This window comes from Shouchella clausii, assembly GCF_002250115.1.
Classification (GTDB): Bacteria; Bacillota; Bacilli; order Bacillales; family Bacillaceae_D; genus Shouchella; species Shouchella clausii.
Window position 1 is genome coordinate 1,910,199 of the sequence record NZ_CP019985.1, and the last position, 20,760, is coordinate 1,930,958.

At 45.4% G+C, this 20,760-nt stretch carries 19 protein-coding genes; 8 read left to right on the top strand and 11 right to left on the bottom strand.

All coding sequences use genetic code 11. The features are described from left to right. Nucleotides 1-2 precede the first annotated feature (2 nt). Genes BC8716_RS09230 through BC8716_RS09240 form a run of 3 tightly spaced genes read right to left on the bottom strand, consistent with a single transcriptional unit; the run spans nt 3 to nt 3,492 of the window. Nucleotides 3-896 carry an ABC transporter permease gene (locus BC8716_RS09230; RefSeq protein ID WP_257007353.1) on the bottom strand — a complete coding sequence of 298 codons (894 nt, stop codon included), beginning with the start codon at nt 894-896 and terminating at the stop codon, nt 3-5. 18 nt (nt 897-914) lie between these two features. Beyond that, nucleotides 915-1,850 (bottom strand): ABC transporter permease, encoded by a 936-nt coding sequence (locus BC8716_RS09235; protein WP_094425069.1) that lies wholly within the window; start codon nt 1,848-1,850, stop codon nt 915-917. Nucleotides 1,851-1,869: 19 nt separating this feature from the next. After that, entirely contained in the window at nt 1,870-3,492 is a 1,623-nt protein-coding gene (locus tag BC8716_RS09240; protein WP_094425071.1) for an ABC transporter substrate-binding protein, read from the bottom strand. Nucleotides 3,493-3,752: 260 nt separating this feature from the next. Between BC8716_RS09240 and BC8716_RS09245 the strand changes: the two genes are divergently transcribed. Further along, a complete protein-coding gene (locus BC8716_RS09245) occupies nt 3,753-4,667 on the top strand; it encodes a LysR substrate-binding domain-containing protein (RefSeq protein WP_169715929.1) in 915 nt (304 codons plus the stop codon). A gap of 1,231 nt (nt 4,668-5,898) precedes the next feature. Here the strand turns inward: BC8716_RS09245 and BC8716_RS23075 are convergent. Beyond that, nucleotides 5,899-6,825 (bottom strand): DUF418 domain-containing protein, encoded by a 927-nt coding sequence (locus tag BC8716_RS23075; protein ID WP_257392298.1) that lies wholly within the window; start codon nt 6,823-6,825, stop codon nt 5,899-5,901. 381 nt (nt 6,826-7,206) lie between these two features. On the opposite strand from BC8716_RS23075, the gene BC8716_RS09255 reads away from it, so the two are divergent. Both BC8716_RS09255 and BC8716_RS09260 read left to right on the top strand, forming a co-directional pair. After that, entirely contained in the window at nt 7,207-8,088 is an 882-nt protein-coding gene (locus BC8716_RS09255) for a TetR/AcrR family transcriptional regulator (RefSeq protein WP_094425075.1), read from the top strand. Nucleotides 8,089-8,306: 218 nt separating this feature from the next. Further along, nucleotides 8,307-9,170 (top strand): pirin family protein, encoded by an 864-nt coding sequence (locus tag BC8716_RS09260; RefSeq protein ID WP_094425077.1) that lies wholly within the window; start codon nt 8,307-8,309, stop codon nt 9,168-9,170. A 3-nt stretch (nt 9,171-9,173) separates the two neighbouring features. Here the strand turns inward: BC8716_RS09260 and BC8716_RS09265 are convergent, their stop codons facing one another. Beyond that, complete coding sequence (locus tag BC8716_RS09265; protein ID WP_094425079.1) at nt 9,174-9,515, bottom strand: winged helix-turn-helix transcriptional regulator; 342 nt, start codon at nt 9,513-9,515, stop codon at nt 9,174-9,176. A gap of 105 nt (nt 9,516-9,620) precedes the next feature. Between BC8716_RS09265 and BC8716_RS09270 the strand changes: the two genes are divergently transcribed. After that, nucleotides 9,621-10,955 carry an amidohydrolase family protein gene (locus BC8716_RS09270; protein ID WP_094425081.1) on the top strand — a complete coding sequence of 445 codons (1,335 nt, stop codon included), beginning with the start codon at nt 9,621-9,623 and terminating at the stop codon, nt 10,953-10,955. Nucleotides 10,956-10,995: 40 nt separating this feature from the next. Here BC8716_RS09270 and BC8716_RS09275 read toward each other — a convergent pair whose 3' ends face one another. From BC8716_RS09275 to BC8716_RS09295, 6 genes are all read right to left on the bottom strand, one after another. Further along, complete coding sequence (locus tag BC8716_RS09275) at nt 10,996-12,711, bottom strand: IS1182 family transposase (protein ID WP_257392299.1); 1,716 nt, start codon at nt 12,709-12,711, stop codon at nt 10,996-10,998. A gap of 147 nt (nt 12,712-12,858) precedes the next feature. Further along, nucleotides 12,859-13,728, bottom strand: a complete 870-nt coding sequence (locus BC8716_RS09280; protein ID WP_094425083.1) for an aminoglycoside 6-adenylyltransferase — start codon at nt 13,726-13,728, stop codon at nt 12,859-12,861. A gap of 231 nt (nt 13,729-13,959) precedes the next feature. Beyond that, the gene (locus tag BC8716_RS09285; RefSeq protein ID WP_094425085.1) at nt 13,960-14,850 is read right to left on the bottom strand and encodes a manganese catalase family protein; all 891 of its coding nucleotides are present in this window, start codon (nt 14,848-14,850) and stop codon (nt 13,960-13,962) included. Between the two features lie 64 nt (nt 14,851-14,914). Next, a complete protein-coding gene (locus BC8716_RS09290) occupies nt 14,915-15,166 on the bottom strand; it encodes a YuzF family protein (RefSeq protein ID WP_063609122.1) in 252 nt (83 codons plus the stop codon). Between the two features lie 151 nt (nt 15,167-15,317). Beyond that, a complete protein-coding gene (locus tag BC8716_RS22800; protein ID WP_255222683.1) occupies nt 15,318-15,440 on the bottom strand; it encodes a hypothetical protein in 123 nt (40 codons plus the stop codon). Then, a complete protein-coding gene (locus BC8716_RS09295; RefSeq protein WP_035203569.1) occupies nt 15,437-16,534 on the bottom strand; it encodes a Rap family tetratricopeptide repeat protein in 1,098 nt (365 codons plus the stop codon). The genes BC8716_RS22800 and BC8716_RS09295 overlap by 4 nt, the downstream gene beginning before the upstream one ends. Nucleotides 16,535-17,104: 570 nt before the next feature. Here BC8716_RS09295 and BC8716_RS09300 point away from each other — a divergent pair. Genes BC8716_RS09300 through BC8716_RS09315 form a run of 4 tightly spaced genes read left to right on the top strand, consistent with a single transcriptional unit; the run spans nt 17,105 to nt 20,753 of the window. Next, nucleotides 17,105-17,857 carry an IclR family transcriptional regulator gene (locus BC8716_RS09300; protein ID WP_094425087.1) on the top strand — a complete coding sequence of 251 codons (753 nt, stop codon included), beginning with the start codon at nt 17,105-17,107 and terminating at the stop codon, nt 17,855-17,857. A gap of 15 nt (nt 17,858-17,872) precedes the next feature. Beyond that, nucleotides 17,873-18,895 (top strand): DctP family TRAP transporter solute-binding subunit, encoded by a 1,023-nt coding sequence (locus BC8716_RS09305; protein ID WP_094425089.1) that lies wholly within the window; start codon nt 17,873-17,875, stop codon nt 18,893-18,895. Nucleotides 18,896-18,906: 11 nt separating this feature from the next. After that, nucleotides 18,907-19,422, top strand: a complete 516-nt coding sequence (locus BC8716_RS09310; RefSeq protein ID WP_094425091.1) for a TRAP transporter small permease — start codon at nt 18,907-18,909, stop codon at nt 19,420-19,422. After that, nucleotides 19,422-20,753, top strand: a complete 1,332-nt coding sequence (locus BC8716_RS09315) for a TRAP transporter large permease (protein ID WP_094425093.1) — start codon at nt 19,422-19,424, stop codon at nt 20,751-20,753. The genes BC8716_RS09310 and BC8716_RS09315 overlap by 1 nt, the downstream gene beginning before the upstream one ends. The last annotated feature ends 7 nt before the right edge of the window (nt 20,754-20,760 follow it).

Here is a 20,760-nt window from a genome sequence, read left to right on the forward strand (position 1 = left end):
TCCTACACTCGTTGTTTTTTCGGATCTAAGTAGTCTCTAAGCCAGTCACCAATTATATTTATTGAAAGAACAAATGCTGTAATCGCAAGGCCCGGAAATGTACAAATCCACCAGGCGACGGTAAGGAACCCCCTTCCCTGTGAGAGTAGAGCCCCCCAGTCAGGAACTTCATTGAGCACACCTAATCCTAGAAAGCTCAAGCCCGAACCTGCAAGAATCGCTGTTCCCATTCCCAATGTGGCCATCACAATCATTGGGGAGGCGGCATTGGGAAGAACGTGAGAGAAGAAAATCTTGCTTTGCGAGACGCCAATTGATTGGGAGGCTGTAATGAAAGGCCGTCCTTTAATGCTCATGACTTGCCCACGCATGACTCTTGCGTAACCTGGGATCGAAGCAACCGCAATGGCGAAAACAACATTAAACAGGCTTGGTCCAAGGGATGCAGCTATCGCTAAAGCAAGCAAAATGCCAGGGATTGTCATAAGAATTTCGATCATGCGCATAAGGAGACGATCTACTCTTCCGCCTATATATCCGGAAAATGCTCCGATCATTCCCCCAGCGATACCGCCAACTGCGACGGATAGACCTCCAATGAACAGAGAGTCACGGCTTCCATGGACAACGAGGCTAAAGACATCACGGCCGAATTGATCTGTGCCAAAAAGATGGGCTATACTGGGCGCTTGAAGGATGGCTTCATGAACCATCTGCGTTGGCGGGTAAGGGGCAACCCACTGGGGAGCTAATGCGCAGACGACAATGAAACAAATAACAACCCCAGCTGCACAGGCAAAGATGTCGGCTGAGCCAAAGGCACGCTGTTTGGTTTGAGGTGCGAGAACGTTTTTTTGCGTCTTTAATACATTTTTATTTATGGTGGTTTCCCTCACCTTGGTACCTCCTTTTGATTAGTCATGTAAAATGGAGCGTCTCACACGTGGATCAATGGCTGAATAAGACAGATCAACAATGAGATTAATCAAGATATACAAAATCGCGGTAAAAAAAATCACCCCTTGGACAACAGGCAAATCACTAGCCATAATTGCATCCGCAATCAAGCGACCTATCCCTTGCCTAGAAAAAACGGTTTCGATAATCACCGTGCCAGCTAACATATCACCAATCATCATCCCCATCATCGTTAATGCTGGAATTAAAGCATTTTTTAATGCATGTCGGTACATAATCGCTCGTTCAGTTAATCCTTTGGCACGTAGAGTTGTAATGAAATTCTCGCTGATCACCTCAAGCATGCTGTTACGTACCATTCGAATGATAAAGCCCGCTCCGATAATGCCAAGTGTAAAGCTTGGAAGAATCAATGTTTGCCATCCATCCGATCCAAGGGAAGGGAGCCAACCAAGTGCGACGGAAAAAATGAGAATAAGCAGAATGCCGGTCCAAAAGGTAGGCATGGAGATTCCGAATAGCCCGATCATTCTTGCCAATACATCAATCGTCTTATTTCGGTGCACTGCCGAGAGGACACCAAGCGTGATACCAACTATAATTGAAATGCAAGAGCTAACTATTGTTAAAGCGAGCGTCTTAGGGAATTGCTCGATTATTTGCGGCAGCACGGGTGTGGAGTTTACCAATGATTGGCCAAAGTCGCCCCGAAACAGATCAGAGAAGTAATGAATGAGCCGGACATGGTAGGGTTGATCGATGCCAAGCTCTTTGCGCAAATTCTCTACCATTTCAGGCGTCGCAACGGAAGGGTCAATGATCGAGTCCACAGGGTCTCCCGGCAAGACATATAGTGTTGTAAATACTAGAATCGTTGAACCAAAGATAACAAACAAAGATGTAACAAGCCGTTCGGCTATGATTCGTGCCATCTTGGCGCCTCCTTCCGTGCTAGCGAACATAGGTGTCATTAAAGAATGGATAGCCTAAATAGTCAAAGGTGATTCCTTGAACGGATTCCTGGGTGCCAACTGTGTAAGGGAAAACATAAATGGGAATGATGATCGCCTGTTGATGAATGTATTGCTGAATCTCTTTATAAATTGCAATCCGTTTTTCCTCATCCAATTCAATGGTGCCTTGCTCCAGCAACTCGTCTAACTTTGGGTCGTTTAACCTTGAAAGGGTCTTTCTCGCTCCTTCGTCTGGAGTACGGTAAAACTGGCGCAGGGCGTTTGGATCGCCATTCACTTGGCTGTTTCCATATAAATCATAGTCGCCATTTTCATGGATGGTTGTGCTAATATCCTTTGTCAATTCGATGATAACGTCAATGCCAATTTCTTTCAGTTGCTGCTGGACGATAACGGCAATATCATTTCGCTTTTCGCGGTTTGGGGTACTATCAACATAGTTTAAGGTTAAGCGTTCCCCATCACGCTCGCGAATGCCGTCTGTGCCTTTTTTCCAACCGATGTCTTCAAGAAGCTGTTCCGCTTTCTCCTTGTCCGGTTCAAAAGAATGCTCAAGTGACTCATCATACCCGAGAAGACCTGGGGTGATGGAGGACCAAGCTCGGTCATAGGTTCCAAAATATAAGGTGTCAACAATCTGTTGGACATCAATGCCGTATTGCAATGCTTGACGAGCTTCAAGCTCTCCCCACGGTTCATGCTCCGAGTTAATAAAAAGCGTGTAAGGAAGTCCTTCTGTATTCTGGCTCAATAGTTTAAGCGACGGGTCACTTTCAAATGCCTCAATGTTTTGCGGAGGGATGGTTTCAGCTGCAAGAACTTGGCTGCTTTGTAAGCTGCCAACTCTTGTCGCTTCCTCTGTAATGATTTTAAACGTCAATGTATCAAGAAAAGCAGGTCCTTTGTTTTCTGATTGGGCTGAGCCCCAGTTGTAATCGTCATAGCGTTTAAGTTGAATCTCTGAATTTTCTTGCCAACTGACAAATTCAAAGGGACCGGTGCCGACTGGATTTTGCCCAAACTGGCTGCCATGTTCTTCAGCAGCAGTCGGAGAAACAATTGACAGTTGCGTTTGCGTTAAATTTGTTAAAAAAGAAGCAGACGGTGTCGCTAAATGCAGCTTAATTGTGTGCGCGTCAATCACTTCCGCTGATTCATATGGGTGAAGTGCACTAAGGGCATTGCCCGCCTGGGTTGCTGGATCAAGGATTCGGTCAAAGCTGTATTGGACAGCCTCGGCATCAAAAGGGGTACCGTCATGAAAAGTGACATCATCGCGAAGATGAAAAGTATATGTTTTTCCATCATCAGATATGTCCCAATCGGTTGCTAGTTGTGGTGCGATGGAGCCATCAGGAAGCCGTGTTAACAAGCCTTCGAAAATTTGGTTGTAAACTCGCGACTCAACAGCCCAGCCACTTCGACCAGGGTCGAGTGTAGAAGGGTTCGTTGCGAGCGCATACGTAAGGTCTCCAGCTTTCTCCTCTGTTGGCGTTCTATCTGGTGAAGCGCTTGATCCAGATGAACTGGAGCATCCAGAGATGATAATGGCTAAAGCTAAAATGCAGGAGTGAAAGGCTGAAGATTTAACGAATTTCATGCAACGTCCTCCTTGTATAGTCAATGTTTTAGTTAAAGCTTCATTTAGCATTAATCGGGTAGGAATAATATGTTTTTGTTCATCCTACGCCTATCGATTTCAAATAGCAATAGCTAAACCAATAGAAGAATTTAGGAATATATTGAAAAGTTTTATCAATTTAATAAACAGTCTAAGAAAAATACTTAATTGCATATCTTTTTAGTTGGGTATATGATGGAAGCAAATATAGTTGAGTTGTAAACGAAGGGGGAATGCTGATGAATATGGACTATTTAGAAGCGTTTATGTATGTCGTGAAATTCAAAAGCTTCCATAAAGCTGCTGAGGCGCTTTATTTAACACAGCCATCGATAACAGCACGAATAAAAGGGTTAGAACGGGAGCTAGAGACGCAGTTATTCATTAGGCAAGGTCGAGGGATTACATTAACGGAAAAAGGCAAAGACTTTATTCCGTTTGCTGAACAAATGATTCGTACGTACCAGCAAAGCAAAGAGAAGCTGAGGAGTGGATCAAAGAAAAAAAAATTTACGTTTGGCGCGAACATGATTACTGCCCAATATGTCATGCCTGAGTTTATTTGGTTCTTTTCACAACAGCTCCCTACGCTTGAATACGACGTTGTGTGTGGTGGAAATGAATATATTTTGGAACGTGTGAGCCGGAAAGAAATTGACGTAGCTTTTGTACGACAGTTAGATAATTATTCAGAGGAAATACTTAGTCATTCATTTTTGGATAACTCGATTCATTTAGTCGTTCATCCAAGCCACCCTTTTGCTACAACTCAAATGCCATCAGCCCACCAAATTGCCCAGGAGCCGCTTGTCTTTTTTGAGTGTGGGGCTTTTAATTGGAACTTAGTTCACAAGCTTTTTGAAGCGCATAACGCTAAAGCGAGGATTCGTCATAAAGTCGGCAACATGGAGATCGCAAAGTCGTTGATTCTTCACCAGTCAGGCATTGGATTTCTTCCAAAATTGGCAGTGAAAAAAGAACTTGAAACCGGAGCATTGCGTTCAATCGATGTGAGCCACTTGATGAACTTCAATCAACAGATTGAACGAATTCATTCATCGACTATTAACCTTCCTAAGGAAATCGAGAAATCCATTGATGAGGCCGCATACCAATTTGAATATGCTGTGCCGCAGTTGAAGGTCAAATCGTAGGCTTTGTACGCTGTCAGATGTGTAAATAAGATGCTGTCTTTGCGCACTCGCTTATTTTAACGAGGTAGGTTGATAGAGACAATGGATAAAAGGGTGCTTGAGAGCTGGACTTCCTAAAAGGCGGTTTAGTATGACAGGAGATTAGGAATCGCTCGTTTATCATCGTATTCATGCAAATAGAAACGAGAGAGGGATTTTGCACCATCCCAGCCGGAATGACATGAAACCGAGTTTTGTAAACTGTAAATAAAGAAGAAGAACTCCACGTATGAACTGCCCCTCTCAATTTAAAGCTTTTATCTACGGCATGACTCTTTTGGAGTTATGCCATTTTTAAACTTCATTATGGAAAGAGATGTCGGCAGCAAGACCACCCTTTCGTTTTTCGAATGAACGGTCGGGTTTTAACCCCCCAAAAAAAGCTCTATCGGACCTTTGTCGACACACCTTCCCACACGTAACTTACATTGAACAAATTTATGTTAGCTTAAAAGAAAAAGATCGTGAAGTATATTGAAATCCATGGTTCAAGCATCTTGGCAGAGTTATTACACACACCACCACTCACGAACTTCATCATAGAGGACAATGGTGAAAATGGGAAGGTAACTCGGATATATCCCATCGAAAATAGATCGAAAAGAGTATGCCGTTGTGCGCTCTGGGCGAGATGAAGCGTCAGGTTATTTCTTTGTAGTTACTAAGTTATTTGATTGAGAGGCTTATGAAGGGGCTTACCAAAATTCGATGAAAAGCAGCGGCACGTGGCTGTTGATGTAAAAGCATTTGAGTGTCTTCCGCCTTGTCCTGCAAGGCTATCTTCTAAATTTACGGAGCGGAGACATTGTTCAAATAGGCTGTATCTGTTTATCCATGTTCGCATCGACTTTTTGAGGAGAAAGAGAAAAGTTCAGATGTAACACACACTAACTTTTAAAACAATCAAATAAGAAAAAGAGAGCCAGCAATTGACTCTCGATAGTTTTTAATAAAAACATTATGTGAGATGGGAAGACTCTGTCGGTAAGAATGTAATATCCACTTTTTCACCGTTTGGGCTAACTCCTAAAGTAAGTGCAACTACTAGAAGCGATAGAAAAACAATCCGTTTAAACAAATTGATCAACTCCTAAAGTGTTTTGGTACAAACGCGCATCATGCGCAACTTTCATATAATTCAACGCCAGCTTGGTTTTTCCTTCCTTTTCTAGATCTGTAATGGCTTGATCGATCAAATCAAAGTTGTTTTCAATAGAGTGAGCCCCCATCCTGCGGCCATGCCTAGTTGGTTTCCTAGATAAGTATTTGTTTTGAGAACAGCACAATTAACATGATTTCGTTGTAGATAAAAAACGTAAGCGATCGTTTTCCGAGGGACGTGATCGCCCATACAATACCGCTTGGGTTTGTTATTTTCGGTCCAATTAAGCCAAAGATAGCGGCGTAAGCAACACCCCCTAAAATGCCTGTAAGCCATATGCAAGGAGAAAGTTAAGCCGACTAAGGCTGGCGGCAATTCGATCAGTTGGTTGCTGTATAAGGCATGTGGAACAGCGCCGATTAAGGAAATGGAGAGGCCGTAAACAGCCGCTTTTTTCAGGAATGGTTTGTTCTTTGGGCTTTCATTTAACAAGCCTTTTTGCCCGAAGTAGATACCTATAAGGATTGATACTCCAACAGGCAGCAGAAAATGAGCGATGAATGGTCCGCCTGTGGCAAATTGGATAAACTGGCTTGTGACTCGTTCGAAGTAATATGCGTAATTGCCTGGAAGGATCGCGTTTCCATTAAATTGTGCATAGGCCATCCCTATCCATGTGAGCGGCAAAATAACGACATAAGCAAGGGATACGGCCATGATGCTTCGAAGTACGGTTTTGTCGCTTCGGAACAGTAGCCAACAACACGCGAGAAGGGCCGTCCCATAGATGGCGAGAATGTCTTTTCCACCGATTAGAACGGAGAGGATGAAGCCGAATAGAATGCGGAACCAAGCTCTTCGGTAAAGAGATGTTTTTGCATCTTTTATCGGTTTGTTTCGTTTTAAATAACTGCGCACAATCAAAGTCAGACCGTAGCCGAACAACAACGCAAACATCGCTCTTGCCCGGTTATCAACCAAAAAGACAGAAAGATAATTGACGATGGTATCGTACATACTCATACTTTCGGGACGGGTTAACAAGGAGCTGCCCAAAAACAACGATGCATGGGCGAGGGCGACAAGACATAAAACCTCTAGCGAGATCAAGTGAAACAAAGCGTTTTTGTCCTAGCTGAGCGATAGGATTCATTTGTGCGTTCTCTCCTTTTTGCGTGATGGTTTCTTCCGTTTTATGGAAGTTTTAATTTATGATAGCACTGGTAGAATCGCGAGTCGAAACTTACTAGTATCTTTTATTAAAAGAGGAAAATACACATAGGTACTTATTAGTACTATAGTTGGAAGGGGAAGTACTTTCTTATGAAAGTAAAAAAATCTTCGATGAACCTTTATAATCAATGAAAGGACATAATCCGTCTAAGAGGGGAACGTTAAATGGTGAAACAAGCAGATATTATGCGTGTGGCCTTTCAGCTATTCAGTGAAAAGGGCTACTCAGCCACAAGCGTGCAAGAGATTGTCACTATATGTAAAATGTCCAAGGGTACGTTTTACAAACATTTTTCATCAAAGAAAGAACTCTTTTTTAAACTGTTAGAGCACCGGCATTTTTTGACTGATAGCGAGGAGCAAGCAATTGAGGAAAGTGGGCTTGAAGCAAAAGAGAAATTTTTGCGGAAAACGGAACTATATATGAGGAGTTTGTATGGCAATCGAAATATCTATCATCTGATTCCTTTTGTAATGGAGCAAGAAGAGTTCCGGGAATTAGACGAACCAATTAGAGAGTATAAAATTCAATCCTACCATCGTTTAAGGCAGAATATTGAGCGCGCTTACTCAAGAGAGTTTGACCATGTTTGGGACCTGGTTTTGTTCTATGAGTCGGCTGTAAAAGAGTATGTGGAAGTAGGCTCTTACTATGAAGAGGAACTTGACTTTTCACATGGGGCGCAAATGGTAGTTTTTTATCTCGATCTCCTGGTGAAGCATGGGGAAGTGAAACAGCCCCTTCTTTCGCACCGTTTGATGAAACCATTTTGTAAGTATCAACCAATCCAGACACGCCAGATGTCGGCAAAGGAGGAAGTGGCACGTTTCGTAACTCTTTTAGAGCAGCAAATTGAGGATGTGCCTCTATCAGGAACCGAGCGTGATGCACTTCGAGCTAATATAAAGTTGTTAAAAGAAGAACTCAATCAACCGGAGCCACGTCTTATGCTCATTCAGACAGTGCTATCATTATTCCAACAGAACGATGCTTTTAAGGCAACCATTGAGGCAATTGCAACGTATTTGCGTGAGGGCTTTAAATGAATGATTGGGCATAGCTATGGTGATAGAAGGAGTTTCCCGGCGGGGCGGCTCCTTTTTCTATTGGCTGAGACTGCACCGTCAGTGAAATATTGTGGCGATGTCATTTCTCCATCATTTCGAAAAAACAAAAGTATCTCCAAAGGAACTTACAGAGTTGAAAGTGCCTCATTTTTTCCAGTGTGGAACTTGTTTATACTTATTGTAAAGGGGGCAGAAAAATGGAAGCGCAAATTGCACGCACGATTCGTGAGCATTGGTATGTCCAGTACAGGCAAAATGGGTATCCCCATGTGCAACAAGGATGGGTGTTGCCGCCAGGGCGAGAGCAAGATTTTGATCCTTTTGTCGTGATGGCTGATGACTGGTTTAAACGAGGGACGTTTTCCGACCATCCTCATCGTGGTTTTCAAACGATCACGTATGTGATTGACGGCAGGTTGGAACATTCCGATAACCATGGCGGTTATTCGATTTTGGACGCAGGCGATGTCCAATATATGAATGCCGGTTACGCCGCCCGCCATGCGGAGGAGGCATTTGCCGATGATGTCATTCATACGTTGCAGTTGTGGGTGAATTTGCCGAAAGCATTAAAGCGCTCGCCTCCCAGTTACCAGGACGTCCGTCTGGAAGAAGCGCCAGTAGTCGAAATAGACGGCGGTTTATTGCGCGTTTATGCAGGGAGAGTAGGCGGGGTGACCGGGCCGCTCCGTTCTGCAGTGCCTGTTCAGATGGTGGAGCTATCGTTACAGGCGGGGGCGGAGTACGATTTAACATTGCCTGCAAGTGACAATGGTCATCTTTATGTGCTGCAAGGGGAGTTGGCTTTTGGGCCAGAGGCAAACGAAGTCGTTTTAGGAAAAACGGGTGTCGGCTTGTTCAATTGGCCAAATGAAACGGGACAAACCGAAAGCGTCCTACGTGTCCGTGCCTTGCAGCGATCAAAAGTGCTTGTCTATTCAGGAAAGCCACTGCGCGAACAGGTCGTTGCCCATGGTCCGTTTGTCATGAATACGATCGAGGAAATTGAAGAAGCCTATGCTGATTTTCGCGCTGGCAAATTTGGCCCGCCCTCGCAATAATGTCTATTTCTGTTGTTGCGCCGCCAGATAAGCATGGTGTGCTTTGCCCCATGCATGCAGTTGCCGCAAAATCGGCTGGAGTGTTTGGCCGTGCTCTGATAGCGAATACTCGACTTTCGGGCGACCTTGGCCAAAAACGCGGCGCTCGATTAAGTGTTCTTGTTCAAGCTCGCGCAAATGGGCGGTTAGCACTCTTTGGGTGATGTCGGGAATGGCGCGGCGCAACTCATTAAAGCGCAATGTTGTGTGATAGTCAATGTGAAGAAGGATCAACACTTTCCATTTGCCGATAATCGGCGCTAGCGCTGTGTTCACTAAGCATTCATCGGGGTGGTAGTTTTCCATAAAAGCAGCCCTCCAATCAAGTCGCTTCCTTTATATTTTACGAAAAACGAAACGGTACGCGCCAATGATTTGTTTTGGCGAGGGATAAACAAAGGGGGAATTTCATTGACAGACAAAGTGCTTTTTAAAGGCGGCACGATTCTCACACTTGACCACAAGTTGGGTGTTCTGAATGGGGCAGACTTGCTTGTGGAAGGATCGAAAATTGCTGCTGTGGAGCAAACGATCGAGGGGGTTGACGCCGAAATCGTTGATGCCGCTGGGATGATTGTCATGCCAGGGCTTGTTGATACGCACCGCCATACGTGGCAGTCGATTATCCGTGGCATTGGCAGTGATTGGTCGTTGCAGACGTATTTACAGTCCATCTATTTTGGCAACCTTGGCAGCAAACGGCGGCCGGAAGATGATTACATCGCCCAATGGCTAGGTGCTGTTGAGGCCCTCGATGGAGGAGTAACAACGCTTTTAGATTGGACAATGATTAACTCGGATGAACATACCGAACAGCTTATAGCTGGGTTGCGTGCTTCAGGCATCCGAGCCCGCTTTGCCTATGGTTCACCTGGGGAAGAGAGCTATTGGAACCGAGAGAGCCGGCTCGACTTAGCGGCGAAAGCAGAAGAAGTGAAAAACGCTTATTTTGCCTCAGACGGAGAGCTTGTGACCATGGCGCTGGCGATTCGTGGGCCAGAATTTTCCTCTTGGGAAGCGACTATTGCTGAAATCGAAGCAGCGCGCCGCCTTGGCCTCGTGTGCAGCATGCATCTCGGCTTTGGCAACTGGGGTGCACAAGACCGATCTGTCACCAAGTTGCACAAGGCTGGCCTTCTTGGGCCTGATCTAAACATTGTCCATGGAAATGCGATTGCGAACGAGGAGTTGGAACTGCTCCGCGATTTCGGCGGCAGCTTGTCGATTACGCCTGAAATTGAAATGATGATGGGGCATGGCTATCCGGTGACGGGGGCTGCGATTGAACGTGGCGTAACCGCTGCACTAGGAGTGGACGTGGTCACATCGACTGGCGGTGACCTATTTGCGCAAATGAAGTTTGCCTTGCAAGCAGAGCGTGCAAAAGAAAACCAACGTCTATTGGATGAAGGGATCATGCCTGAACAAGTGCCGTTGTCGACGAAACAAATGCTAGAAGCTGCCACAATCGAGGGGGCAAAAGCGTTAATGCTTGAAGACAAGATTGGCACACTCACGCCAGGGAAAGAAGCTGATTTGATTATGCTTCGGGGTGATGATGTGAATTTGCTGCCGGTAACGGACCCATTTGGTGCTGTAGCACAAGCGGCACATCCAGGAAATGTCGATAGCGTCTTTGTCGCAGGCAAAGCAAAAAAGCGCAACGGCCAGTTGGTTGGCATCGATAAAGACAGGTTGAAAAAGCAAGCGGTCGAGGCGCGTGATTTTATGCTAGCTTCTCGTTAAAGCGCGTTTACTGCACCTAGACTTTAGAGGCGAAGCGCGTTTACTCTACAGTTGAAGGGGTTGTCCCAAAAGCCTTTAAAATGAAGAAGGGGAGTCGAGATTTGAGTTGATCTCGACTCCCCTTTTTTTGATGGGTCGTTGTTTTGAGTGAATAATGGCAGGCCTTGCCCGCCATTTTCCTCAGATTGAGGGCCAATCCCAGCCAACCAAGCTCCACCGTCACCTTCTCCAACCCGCGAAGATGGAATCGTCGAAACCCGAGATTTTGTTTGGCATGCCCAAATACACTCTCGACGTCCGTTTTTCTTTGCGCGTAGAGTGTGGCTCCCCTTTCACTATGCAGTTTGGCCGCTTCTTTGGCTTTGAGTTCCTCGTAGACGGGGTTGTAATGGATTTGGCGATTCCCCTTGGCCTTCGTACAGTCCGCTTTGAACGGACACCCCTCACAGGACTCGCATTCGTAAATCTTAAAGTCGCGCTTGAATCCATAGCGATCGGTACGGCGGCGATAGGCTTTAAAGGCGACCTTCCGGTTGTTTGGGCACCAATAGACATCCTCGTGTTCGTCATACCACCAGTTATACGGATGGTAGGTCTGCTTTGGGAATGATCGTTTTTGCTCTTGGCGATAGGTGATGTAGGGAATGAGCGATGTGACCGTTTCTTGCTCTTCCATGTAAAGATAATTGCTTTCACTTCCGTAGCCTGCATCGGCAATGAACCAGTTTGGCAGAGGCAGACCTGTCGCTTTAAGGTGCTCATAATGCGGGATCAAACAACGGATATCGGTTGGGTGTTGGTGAACCGTGTAGTGAAGAATGAATTGGTTTTGCGTCGCCACTTGCCAGTTATACCCTGCCTTGAGTTGCCCATTGTTCATGTGATCGTCTTTCATCCGCATGAACGTGGCATCTGGGTCGGTTTTAGAAAAGCTGTTGCGCTCGCCAAAGAGACCCATCTGTTCTTCGTATTTTTCCAAACGAGGAAGATGGTCTTTCGTTAAGCTTCGATAGGCCTTTCGTAGTGGCTTGCTCGCTTCTTTGTGGGCCCGTTTTTCTTCTTTGGATGGGGCTTCTGCGATGGCTTGGTCCAGCGCATCCAGTTCCTTTTCCACCTTTGTGACGACGTCTTGAAGACGTTTGCGGCTGATTCGTTGCCGTTCAAACGTGGCGTCCTCCTGCTTTAAGGTTTCGGTATCCAACGTAATCGCTTCTTGAATGGCCTCTAACGTTTTATCGATTTTCATTTGAAGCTTCTCTTCGTGGGAAAGCGTGCTCTTTTTCCAAACGAACGAGTATTTATTGGCGTTCGCTTCGATTTTGGTGCCATCGAGAAAATAGGCCTCCATGTCGACATAGCCTTCTTCGATCAGAAGATGCGTCATTTCGGTATACAGGCCTTCCATCAACGATTGGAAACGTTCTGAGCGAAAGCGATTGATCGTCCGAAAGTTTGGGGCTTGTCCAGCAGCGAGCCACATCATCGGCAGGTTTTCTTTGAGGGCTTGTCCCATGGCTCGGCACGAGAACCAACGTTGCGTATACGCATATAGGACAATCTTTGTCATCATTTTCGGATGATAGGCAGGTCTGCCCCCACCTTCATACGCACGAACAAAGAAATCGTCATCCAACCCATCCACCACGTCACTGACCACACGCGCGACATGATGTTCGGGGATAAGATCGGAAAAATCCATAGGCAGATAGAGTTGATTCATGGTATACTCTTGGAAAGTGACCTTTGGGTTACGCAAAAAAATCGCCTGCTTTCGTTTGAATTTTGGTAGTGGTACCTTCATTTTAAACGATGAGGCGATTTTTTTGTGCTTTTTTATCCAAATGTAAAAAAGCCACCCCAAAAGGTCATTTATCTATGACCTTTTGGGACAGCTCCGATTTTTTTAGTAAATCTCCGTTGCGTCTTCGGGCAAAGCTTGAATGTGCCGCAAATACGTTTGTACGTTTTCGGCATCTGTGTGTCGGTAGTCAAACGAGAAGCAGGCGGCCACCTCTTGCGCTAGCTCTTCAAAAAGGTGTGCCATCGCCCATAGCGCGCGCCACATATCTTCGTAAGTGGGGCTAGGGAAAGTCGATAGAAACAGCTGCCACCGTTCTTCGTCCATATACTGTTCGAGATATTTGCCATGTTTGCCAACGCTGACGCGAAACTCGTTGTCGATGCCAACTGTCCATTCCAGCATGCGCAAAAGCATGGCCCGGATGACATTCAAGTGATCGTATGCATACGTAAACTCTTGGCGCCACAATCCTTTTGCGACATAGGTGGACACCCACCAAAATTCATTGCAGCAATCTGAATAAAGGGTTTGGTTCGGCTTTTGGATCCAATAATCACAATCAGTCGGTGCAGGCAATGGCGGCAACGCTTCATCTTTGTCCAATAACACGACAGACAAGCGGTCGCCTTGGTTCCATGTCGCGCGCCTTTCGATTGGACAAAGTGTTAAATCAATCCGGTTTCCATCTGTAAATAACATCAAGTATGCAAATGTCCCGTCGCTTTCTGGCGGAATGAGCGTCATCTTTTCTGGCGTCTGCAGGATGATTCGTTCGCCAAAACAATCAATCCAGCCAGGATCGGAGACAAAAGAGTCGACGTCACGGACAATGTAAACAATGTCGTAATCTTGAAACGGGTCTTTTCGGGCATTTCGGTTGGTTCGAGATCCATTCATACATACGGCCCTGATCCGTTCGTCTGATTTGGCCACACCTAGCAACAAGTTAATCATTTCGTTATATGTTCGCATCGTTTTCTCCTCCATCTGCTTTCAATTTAAGGGCTGATTTGCTGGGAGAGAGGAGGCGCGCGAATTGGGTATTGACGTTAAGGAAACTGTTCAGCGTTCATCCTTTTTCCTCCTGAAATTTGCGTATTTCGTCCATCGTACATGATTTTTGCGATCGTGAAAAGGCTCTCTCTTTAAGGAGTTACAACAAAAAAGCCAAAGGACCTTGCTGATCCACTTGGCTCACATTCATCATAGGTTTTCTTTTAACCGTTTTACTATTTTCATATAATCATCAGGATCAATTCCTGGCGCAAACATTTCCGGTTTTTCTTCAAAGTCTGGCACAGGCGCCCCTTCAGGCATGCCATCAATGACATGGAGCGGCTCGCCCGTTTCTGGGTTTTCTCCTTTCCAAATTTGACGAATGTCCCGGTACTCAGGTTCATCCCATGTATAAAGGACATTGTAGAGGCCTTGGTCCATGTATTTCCGGGCCGTTTCAAAGGCATTGTTATCAGGGTGGGGGACTGGAAGCATTTTTCCGATATCGATGCCTGTTGCGACTTTAATCGCTTTGGCATAGGCGATAATATGCGTGCCTCCCCGCACAAGCAAATAGCCGCATAGTTCTCGTGCAGTTGGGTTAGTCGTCATTTCGTACACACGCATTTTGTGTAGCCGCGCGCCGATTTCGAGCACGTAGTTATGGAGCAAGTCTTCAACCAATACACCGGAATTGGTGACAAAATCGCCATTCCATGGACGGCCCATGCCATCCCCTGGATAGGACGTTTGCGCCGTTGTCGTGAAATGGAGAGAATAGCGTTTATCTTTGCCGTTTTGTAGTGGCGCTGTGTCTGGGTCCCCTGGGAACGTGTTTCCATAGGACATTAAATTAATCGCATTGGCGACCAACTCGACATGGCCAAACTCCTCAGCCGTAATGCTCGCAATTAAATCGTAAAACGGTTTGTATTTCTTTTTCCCTCGAAAATTGAACGATTGGAACATGTAGTTGTTTAACGTCGACATTTCGCCAAACTTGCCGCCCATCAACTCTTGCACGGCTGCCGCACCGTTTGCATCGCCATGCTCTGGGCGCGGCAACTCAATTGCAATTCTGTTCACTCGTTTCATCATAAGCATTTCCTCCCTATTCAGTAGCCCATACGCTCATGCATATGCGCCAGGGAGGCTGTCTTAGTCAATTTTTCTGTTTCACTTGCTGAGCCTTCGCTTGGTGTACTTTAGCTGGATGCACCCAAATGATTTGCTGGCTGCGGACATAAAAGGGAGTCCCGCCCATTTCCACAACAAGATGGTCAGGTTGGACCGCTTTAAGTATGCCTCTCAACGCCCCTCGTGTCGTCTGCACACCGATCATCGTACCTATTTGTTTCGCCAACATGCCGTACACATAAGGATCATGCAATTGCCATTCAGCTTTGTTGCTCATTTGATCTCTCCTTTGCCTCTTGGTGTAGGCAGTATATGCACGACAAAGCAAATAGGGAAGTTGCCTATATAGGGAAATTCTTCAAAGCGAGCGCAAGCATTTAAAGAATGAAGCATGGTGCGCCCCCCTTATCTAATATAGGCCAACGATGTTAATGCCCAGAATCTACTTTCCCATCTGTCTGAATGACGGATGGATGGCTTTCTCCCGATGGGGGAGGGGCAATCGAGACGCATACCAATGCAACTGCCAATACGAGCAATCCCTTTTTCATTCCTGATCGACTCCTAGCTTAAAGAAATTTTGCCGCGCATGGTAGGCAATTTTTAAATACTTTAATGCTAAATCTTCATGGCCGATTTGTTCGAAAAACGCGCTCGCTTCCTCGGCGATTTCATCGACTTCAAAGTCCATGCCACGGTCTTCAAGATCTTTTAAAGCTTTGTCAATGAGTAATGGATCAGAGTCTACATACAAACCGGTCGTAGCTAAACACTTTGCTTTGTATTCATGATTGTCAAAATAGTGGGCGCCTGTATAAGCTTTTTTCAAATGAGGCGCTGCTTCTTCCGGTAAATTTAGGCGATACAATGTATTGGCCAAGTCATGTTCGCTTTTGGCTCCAAGAATGTGGTTGCCTAGTTCTTTAACAGACAAGGCCTCTTCAAAATAACGCTTTGCGCTTCTGTAATTTTTTTGTCTTACCGCATTTAATCCTAGTGCCCTTAAGGCAATCACTTTGGCCGTTGAATGGTTTCCTGCCGCCAACATCGCTTCTTTAAATAGAAGCGAGGCTTTCTTGTGCTCCCCTGTTTCTGAATAAATGCCGCCAAGTATTACTTGGCAGAAGACAACCCTTTCTGTGAAACCTAAACGCTTGAATGCCTCCAACGCTTCTTCAATGTGGGAGGCAGCATACGGGTATTGGCTTATCCGATACAAGGAAGAACCCATATAGTAGTGGAAATCGGCTCTTTCGGCTTTGTCTTCAACATTTTCAAGCAAACGCTCTGCTTTACGAAAAAGACGAATCGCGGAGCGGTAACGTTCGTTCATAAATTCATTTTGGCCACTAACAAAAAAATAGAGATACTTAAGCAAATGATCCATTGAGTTTTCCGCAACACTGGCTTGCTGCATAGCATGAGGGTCTTTTCCGCCTTTGCCTACTTGGTTCATCATGATATGATGGCGAAACGCAACTAATGAATAATAGGATAGCATTCGGTCATTTGGTTCCATTTGTTCAATCATGCCATCGACTTCTTCTTTAAGCTGAATCGATTGTTCTACGGACCGGGCAATAATACAGCTGTACCATTCAACAATTTTAGCTCCAACTTCTTCCGGTGATAAGGCCACAGACATATTCAACGTCCCCCCTCTGGATCGACGACGACATCGTTCATACTTAAATTATTATAGTAGCAAAACAGTAATAGAGTAAGAGTTTTTTGTATTCTCAACAAAAACGCGAAAAGTAGAAATACAAGTCCAATCTTGTCCCGAAAAGCCGAGAAAAGGGAGCTTTCTTACATGCGCTCCTTAAGCAGACAGCCAATCGCGCACCAAATATGTATAAAGAAATGTTCCTGCATTTCATAACCTCGATACGATAAAGCATATGAGAGGCTTTTCCCTCGTATTCGTTTTTCCCTTTCTTAAGGGTGCCACTCTCTGCGTAGGTGTGTGGATGAACATTTTTCGCTTAATTTGGCCTCCTACTAGGCGTTCGCCACACTCCTTGCGAGTTCCTCTGTTGTTAGTGGACGAACACACTTAATGGCTTTTTAAAACGAATATGTGCCTCGCGAAAAAGCCAGTTATGGTGACGTTTTGCAATTATTTTCAGAAAAGTTGTTGACGGTTTCATCATGGGCAGCTATAATTTTCATATAAGGAAAATTAATTTTCACTATGTGAAAGTAGTTGATAAGTATGGAATACCAAAACAAAAGTTTGCGAAAAGCGTTTGAAATCATTGAGTCGCTCTGCGCCAAACCGATGACAGCGACAGAGTTGTCAAAAAAGTTAAACTTAAATCCGAGCACATTGCATCGTTTTTTGGCTAATTTAGAGGCGATGGGATACACGGAAAAGTTGAAAAACAACCAAGTCCGGTTGACGCAACAATTTATCCAGCTAGGGAAAATGGCGCAAGCTCATTATGATGTTGAGGCATTGTCCAAACCTTATTTAAAAAAGCTTGCTGACAGTACAGGGGAAAGCGTCTTGCTGTCTTCGTTTCATCAGTTTAAAGTGACGTATTTGGACAAAATTGAAAGCTCGCAAACAGTGCGAATCGTTCTAGGGCCAGGAAGCCACGCACCTTCTTATGCAGTCGCGTCCGGAAAACTATTTTTATCACAATTATCTCCAGAGCAGCTTGATGATTTTTTTGCAAACACAGAATTAAAGGCTTATACAAAGAACACGTTTACAGATGAACAGCAATTAAGAAAGGAGTTGGTGCACATTAGAGCGCAAAACTATGCCATCGATGAGGAGGAGTATGAAATTGGCTTAAAAGGATTTGCCGCGCCAATTAGGGAGGCGACAGGCACGATGATCGCGGCGTTAAGTGTGGCCGGCGTTTCCTTGCGTTTTGACGATGAAAAAAGCAAGACGACGATTGAACAATTGCTTCGTTATGCGGAATTGATTTCGTTTGACTTAGGATGGAAACGTTAGAGAGGAGGAGCGCTTATGGGCAAGAAAGCGCTTAGCATTATTTTGGTAGCGCTTACAATATTTCTTGGAAGCTGCAGTGAACGGTCCGTCGCTGGAAATGAAAAACCCCATTATGAATGGAAAATGACGGTTACAGTAGGCAGTGGCTCGACTTGGTATGAAGCGGCCAAAAAATTTGCCGATGATGTGGAGGCTGAAACAGATGGCAGAATCACCATAGCGATTTTCACGAATGAACAGTTGTCAGCCGGAAGCCCGGAAGCAGGAGTTGAGCAGTTGATGGATGGAACGAAGGATTTTTCTTATAATTCCAGCATTATCTACGCAGGCATCGATCCTCGATTTGGCATTTTGAGCGCGCCGTTTTTAATAAACAGTCATGACGATGCGGAGCGGATGTTGAATGGTGAGTCAGGGGCTTTAATCAAAAACATGTTGCGTGAAAGGGGCGTCGAACCTCTTGGTTTTGCGGAAAGCGGATTTCGGCAAATTACAAATAACAGACAGCCAATTAAAAAGCCAGAAGACTTAAAACACTTAAAAATCAGGGTGCCTAGTATGGGGGTGTTTACGACCCATTTCCGCAATCAAGAAGCTGACCCGATTACAATGGCTTTTTCTGAAGTGTATACCGCTCTTCAACAAGGCACCATCGATGGCCAAGAGAACCCAGTCGATGTCACTTATTCTTCTGGCCTTTCAGAAGTGCAAGGCTACATGACGATGTGGAATTACGTGTATGACGCTTTAATCCTTGGCATGAATAAGGAGTTGTATGACTCCCTTGATCGAGAAGACCAACAACTAATTTCAAGGCTAGCCGAGGAAGCGAATGCGTATCAAATCGAGATTGCAAGAAACAAGGAAGAAAGGCAATTAGAAGAGTTAAAGGAAAAAGGAATGGACATTTATTACCCAACGGATGAAGAAATTCAACAATTTCGCGATGCTGCTCAGCCTGTATACGAGCATTTTGAAGACATTTGGGGGAAAGAAAATATGCAAACGTTTCTAACAGAGGCGGCTGCACAAGATTAGGGGGAGTATATTTGAGAGGCTTGGCTATTTTTGAATATGTGTTGGTTGCCGTCTCACTTGGGACGATGTCGGTGATTACATTTGCCAATGTATTATCCCGCTACTTGTTTCATACTTCTTTCTCGTTTGCTGAAGAGATTACGATCAATCTATTTGTGTTGATGACGTTTGTTGGCGCTTCAATTGCGATTAAACAACAGGCACACTTCGGTTTTCGCTTTATCTATGACAAGTTGAGCGGCTTGTGGAAACGAATAGCTTTAGCCGCTACTTGTTTGTTGATGATCGTTTTTCTCAGTTGCATGTTTTACTTTTCAATGGAACTCGTGTTGGCACAGGCAGAACGGGGCCGTGTGACACCGGCTTTGAGTATACCGCAGTGGCTGTTTACTTCCGCGATTCCTCTTGGTAGCCTGCTCTGTTTCGTAAGGACGGTGGAAATGTGGGTGGCCGAAAGTAAAAGGCTCACGCAAGGGGGAGAGAAGGAGCGGAAGGTGGAAATGGCGGCGAAAGAGGTGAATCGGTAATGTTATCGGCGTTGCTCTTTGTATTGTTCTTCTGTTTGTTGTTGATTCACGTGCCTGTTGCCTTTGCATTAGGTGTATCAGCTTTGGTCATTCTCGTGTTGGACTCGGGGTTTTCGTCGTTAGCGCTTCTCCCTAGCATTATGTACTCCTCCATTTCTTCATTTACGTTATTGGCCATTCCGTTTTTCGTGTTAGCTGGCGTCATTATGAGCTATTCGGGCATCTCTAAACGGCTTGTTGACTTTGCCTACCTTTGTTTTGGCCATAAGAAAAATGGCATCGTCATCGTCGCCATTGTAGCTGCGTTGTTTTTCTCGGCTATTTCTGGCTCAGGGCCGGCGACGGTTGCCGCAATGGGCGCGATCCTCATCCCTGCCCTTGTTAAGAATGGTTTTAACAAAAATAGTGCTTCGGCGTTGATTGCCAGTTCAGGCGCACTAGGGATTATTTTGCCGCCAAGCATTGCCTTTATCATTTTTGGCGTCATAGCCAATGACTTTGTTGGCATCTCGATTAGCCGCCTGTTTGTCGCAGGCATCATACCGGGCCTTTTACTTGCTGCCGGCCTTCTGGGCGCCAGCATGTTTGCAAGTAAGCGCGCTTCTCACTTGCAAACAACTAGCAAGCGCCCGGATGAAGCGGCAGCCAGCGTGGAACGCGCCTCTTTAACAGCAATTTTGAAAGCGTTTTACCAAGCGCTTTTTGGGTTGCTTGTCCCTGTCATCATTATGGGCGGTATCTATTCAGGCATGTTTACACCAACGGAGGCTGCCGTTGTCGCTGTGTTTTATGCGCTGCTCGTCGGCGGCGTGTTTTATCGAGAAATAAAACTGAAACATCTCGGCCGAATTTTAGTCGATGCGTCTGTACAATCAGCGGTCATTATGTTCATTATTGGCGCTGCCTCGTTGTTCTCTTATCTCGTGACGACGCAACATGTAGCGGAAGGAATGACGCAAGCTGTGCTAGGGATGACGGAAAACCGCGTCCTCCTATTGCTTCTGACAGCCGTGATTTTGTTGGTGATTGGCGCGTTTATAGACGCCATTTCCGCATTTTATATCTTTGTGCCGATTTTGATGCCGATTTTGCTTGAAGTCGGCGTTGACCCGACTACGATCGGCGTGCTCATGACGGTTGCCTTGGCAATTGGCTTGTTTACGCCGCCAGTAGGGTTGAATTTATTTGTGGCGAGTGGCATTTCCGGTGTACCGACTGAACAGATTGTAAAGGGAATTGGTCCTTTCCTAGTCTCTTCTATCATTGTGTTGCTCATCGTGATGTATGTTCCAGCTGTATCCAATTGGTTGCCTGATTTATTGAATCTCTAAATAAAAA

Bases quoted from the DNA above. Each gene is read 5' to 3' on its own strand.
- BC8716_RS09255 (WP_094425075.1), top strand. From the start codon at position 7,207: ATGGTGAAACAAGCAGATATTATGCGTGTGGCCTTTCAGCTATTCAGT.
- BC8716_RS09300 (WP_094425087.1), top strand. From the start codon at position 17,105: ATGGAATACCAAAACAAAAGTTTGCGAAAAGCGTTTGAAATCATTGAG.
- BC8716_RS09295 (WP_035203569.1), bottom strand. From the start codon at position 16,534: ATGTCTGTGGCCTTATCACCGGAAGAAGTTGGAGCTAAAATTGTTGAA.
- BC8716_RS09285 (WP_094425085.1), bottom strand. From the start codon at position 14,850: ATGATGAAACGAGTGAACAGAATTGCAATTGAGTTGCCGCGCCCAGAG.
- BC8716_RS09240 (WP_094425071.1), bottom strand. From the start codon at position 3,492: ATGAAATTCGTTAAATCTTCAGCCTTTCACTCCTGCATTTTAGCTTTA.
- BC8716_RS09260 (WP_094425077.1), top strand. From the start codon at position 8,307: ATGGAAGCGCAAATTGCACGCACGATTCGTGAGCATTGGTATGTCCAG.
- BC8716_RS09290 (WP_063609122.1), bottom strand. From the start codon at position 15,166: ATGAGCAACAAAGCTGAATGGCAATTGCATGATCCTTATGTGTACGGC.
- BC8716_RS09265 (WP_094425079.1), bottom strand. From the start codon at position 9,515: ATGGAAAACTACCACCCCGATGAATGCTTAGTGAACACAGCGCTAGCG.
- BC8716_RS09315 (WP_094425093.1), top strand. From the start codon at position 19,422: ATGTTATCGGCGTTGCTCTTTGTATTGTTCTTCTGTTTGTTGTTGATT.
- BC8716_RS09305 (WP_094425089.1), top strand. From the start codon at position 17,873: ATGGGCAAGAAAGCGCTTAGCATTATTTTGGTAGCGCTTACAATATTT.
- BC8716_RS23075 (WP_257392298.1), bottom strand. From the start codon at position 6,825: ATGTACGATACCATCGTCAATTATCTTTCTGTCTTTTTGGTTGATAAC.
- BC8716_RS22800 (WP_255222683.1), bottom strand. From the start codon at position 15,440: ATGAAAAAGGGATTGCTCGTATTGGCAGTTGCATTGGTATGCGTCTCG.
- BC8716_RS09235 (WP_094425069.1), bottom strand. From the start codon at position 1,850: ATGGCACGAATCATAGCCGAACGGCTTGTTACATCTTTGTTTGTTATC.
- BC8716_RS09245 (WP_169715929.1), top strand. From the start codon at position 3,753: ATGAATATGGACTATTTAGAAGCGTTTATGTATGTCGTGAAATTCAAA.
- BC8716_RS09280 (WP_094425083.1), bottom strand. From the start codon at position 13,728: ATGCGAACATATAACGAAATGATTAACTTGTTGCTAGGTGTGGCCAAA.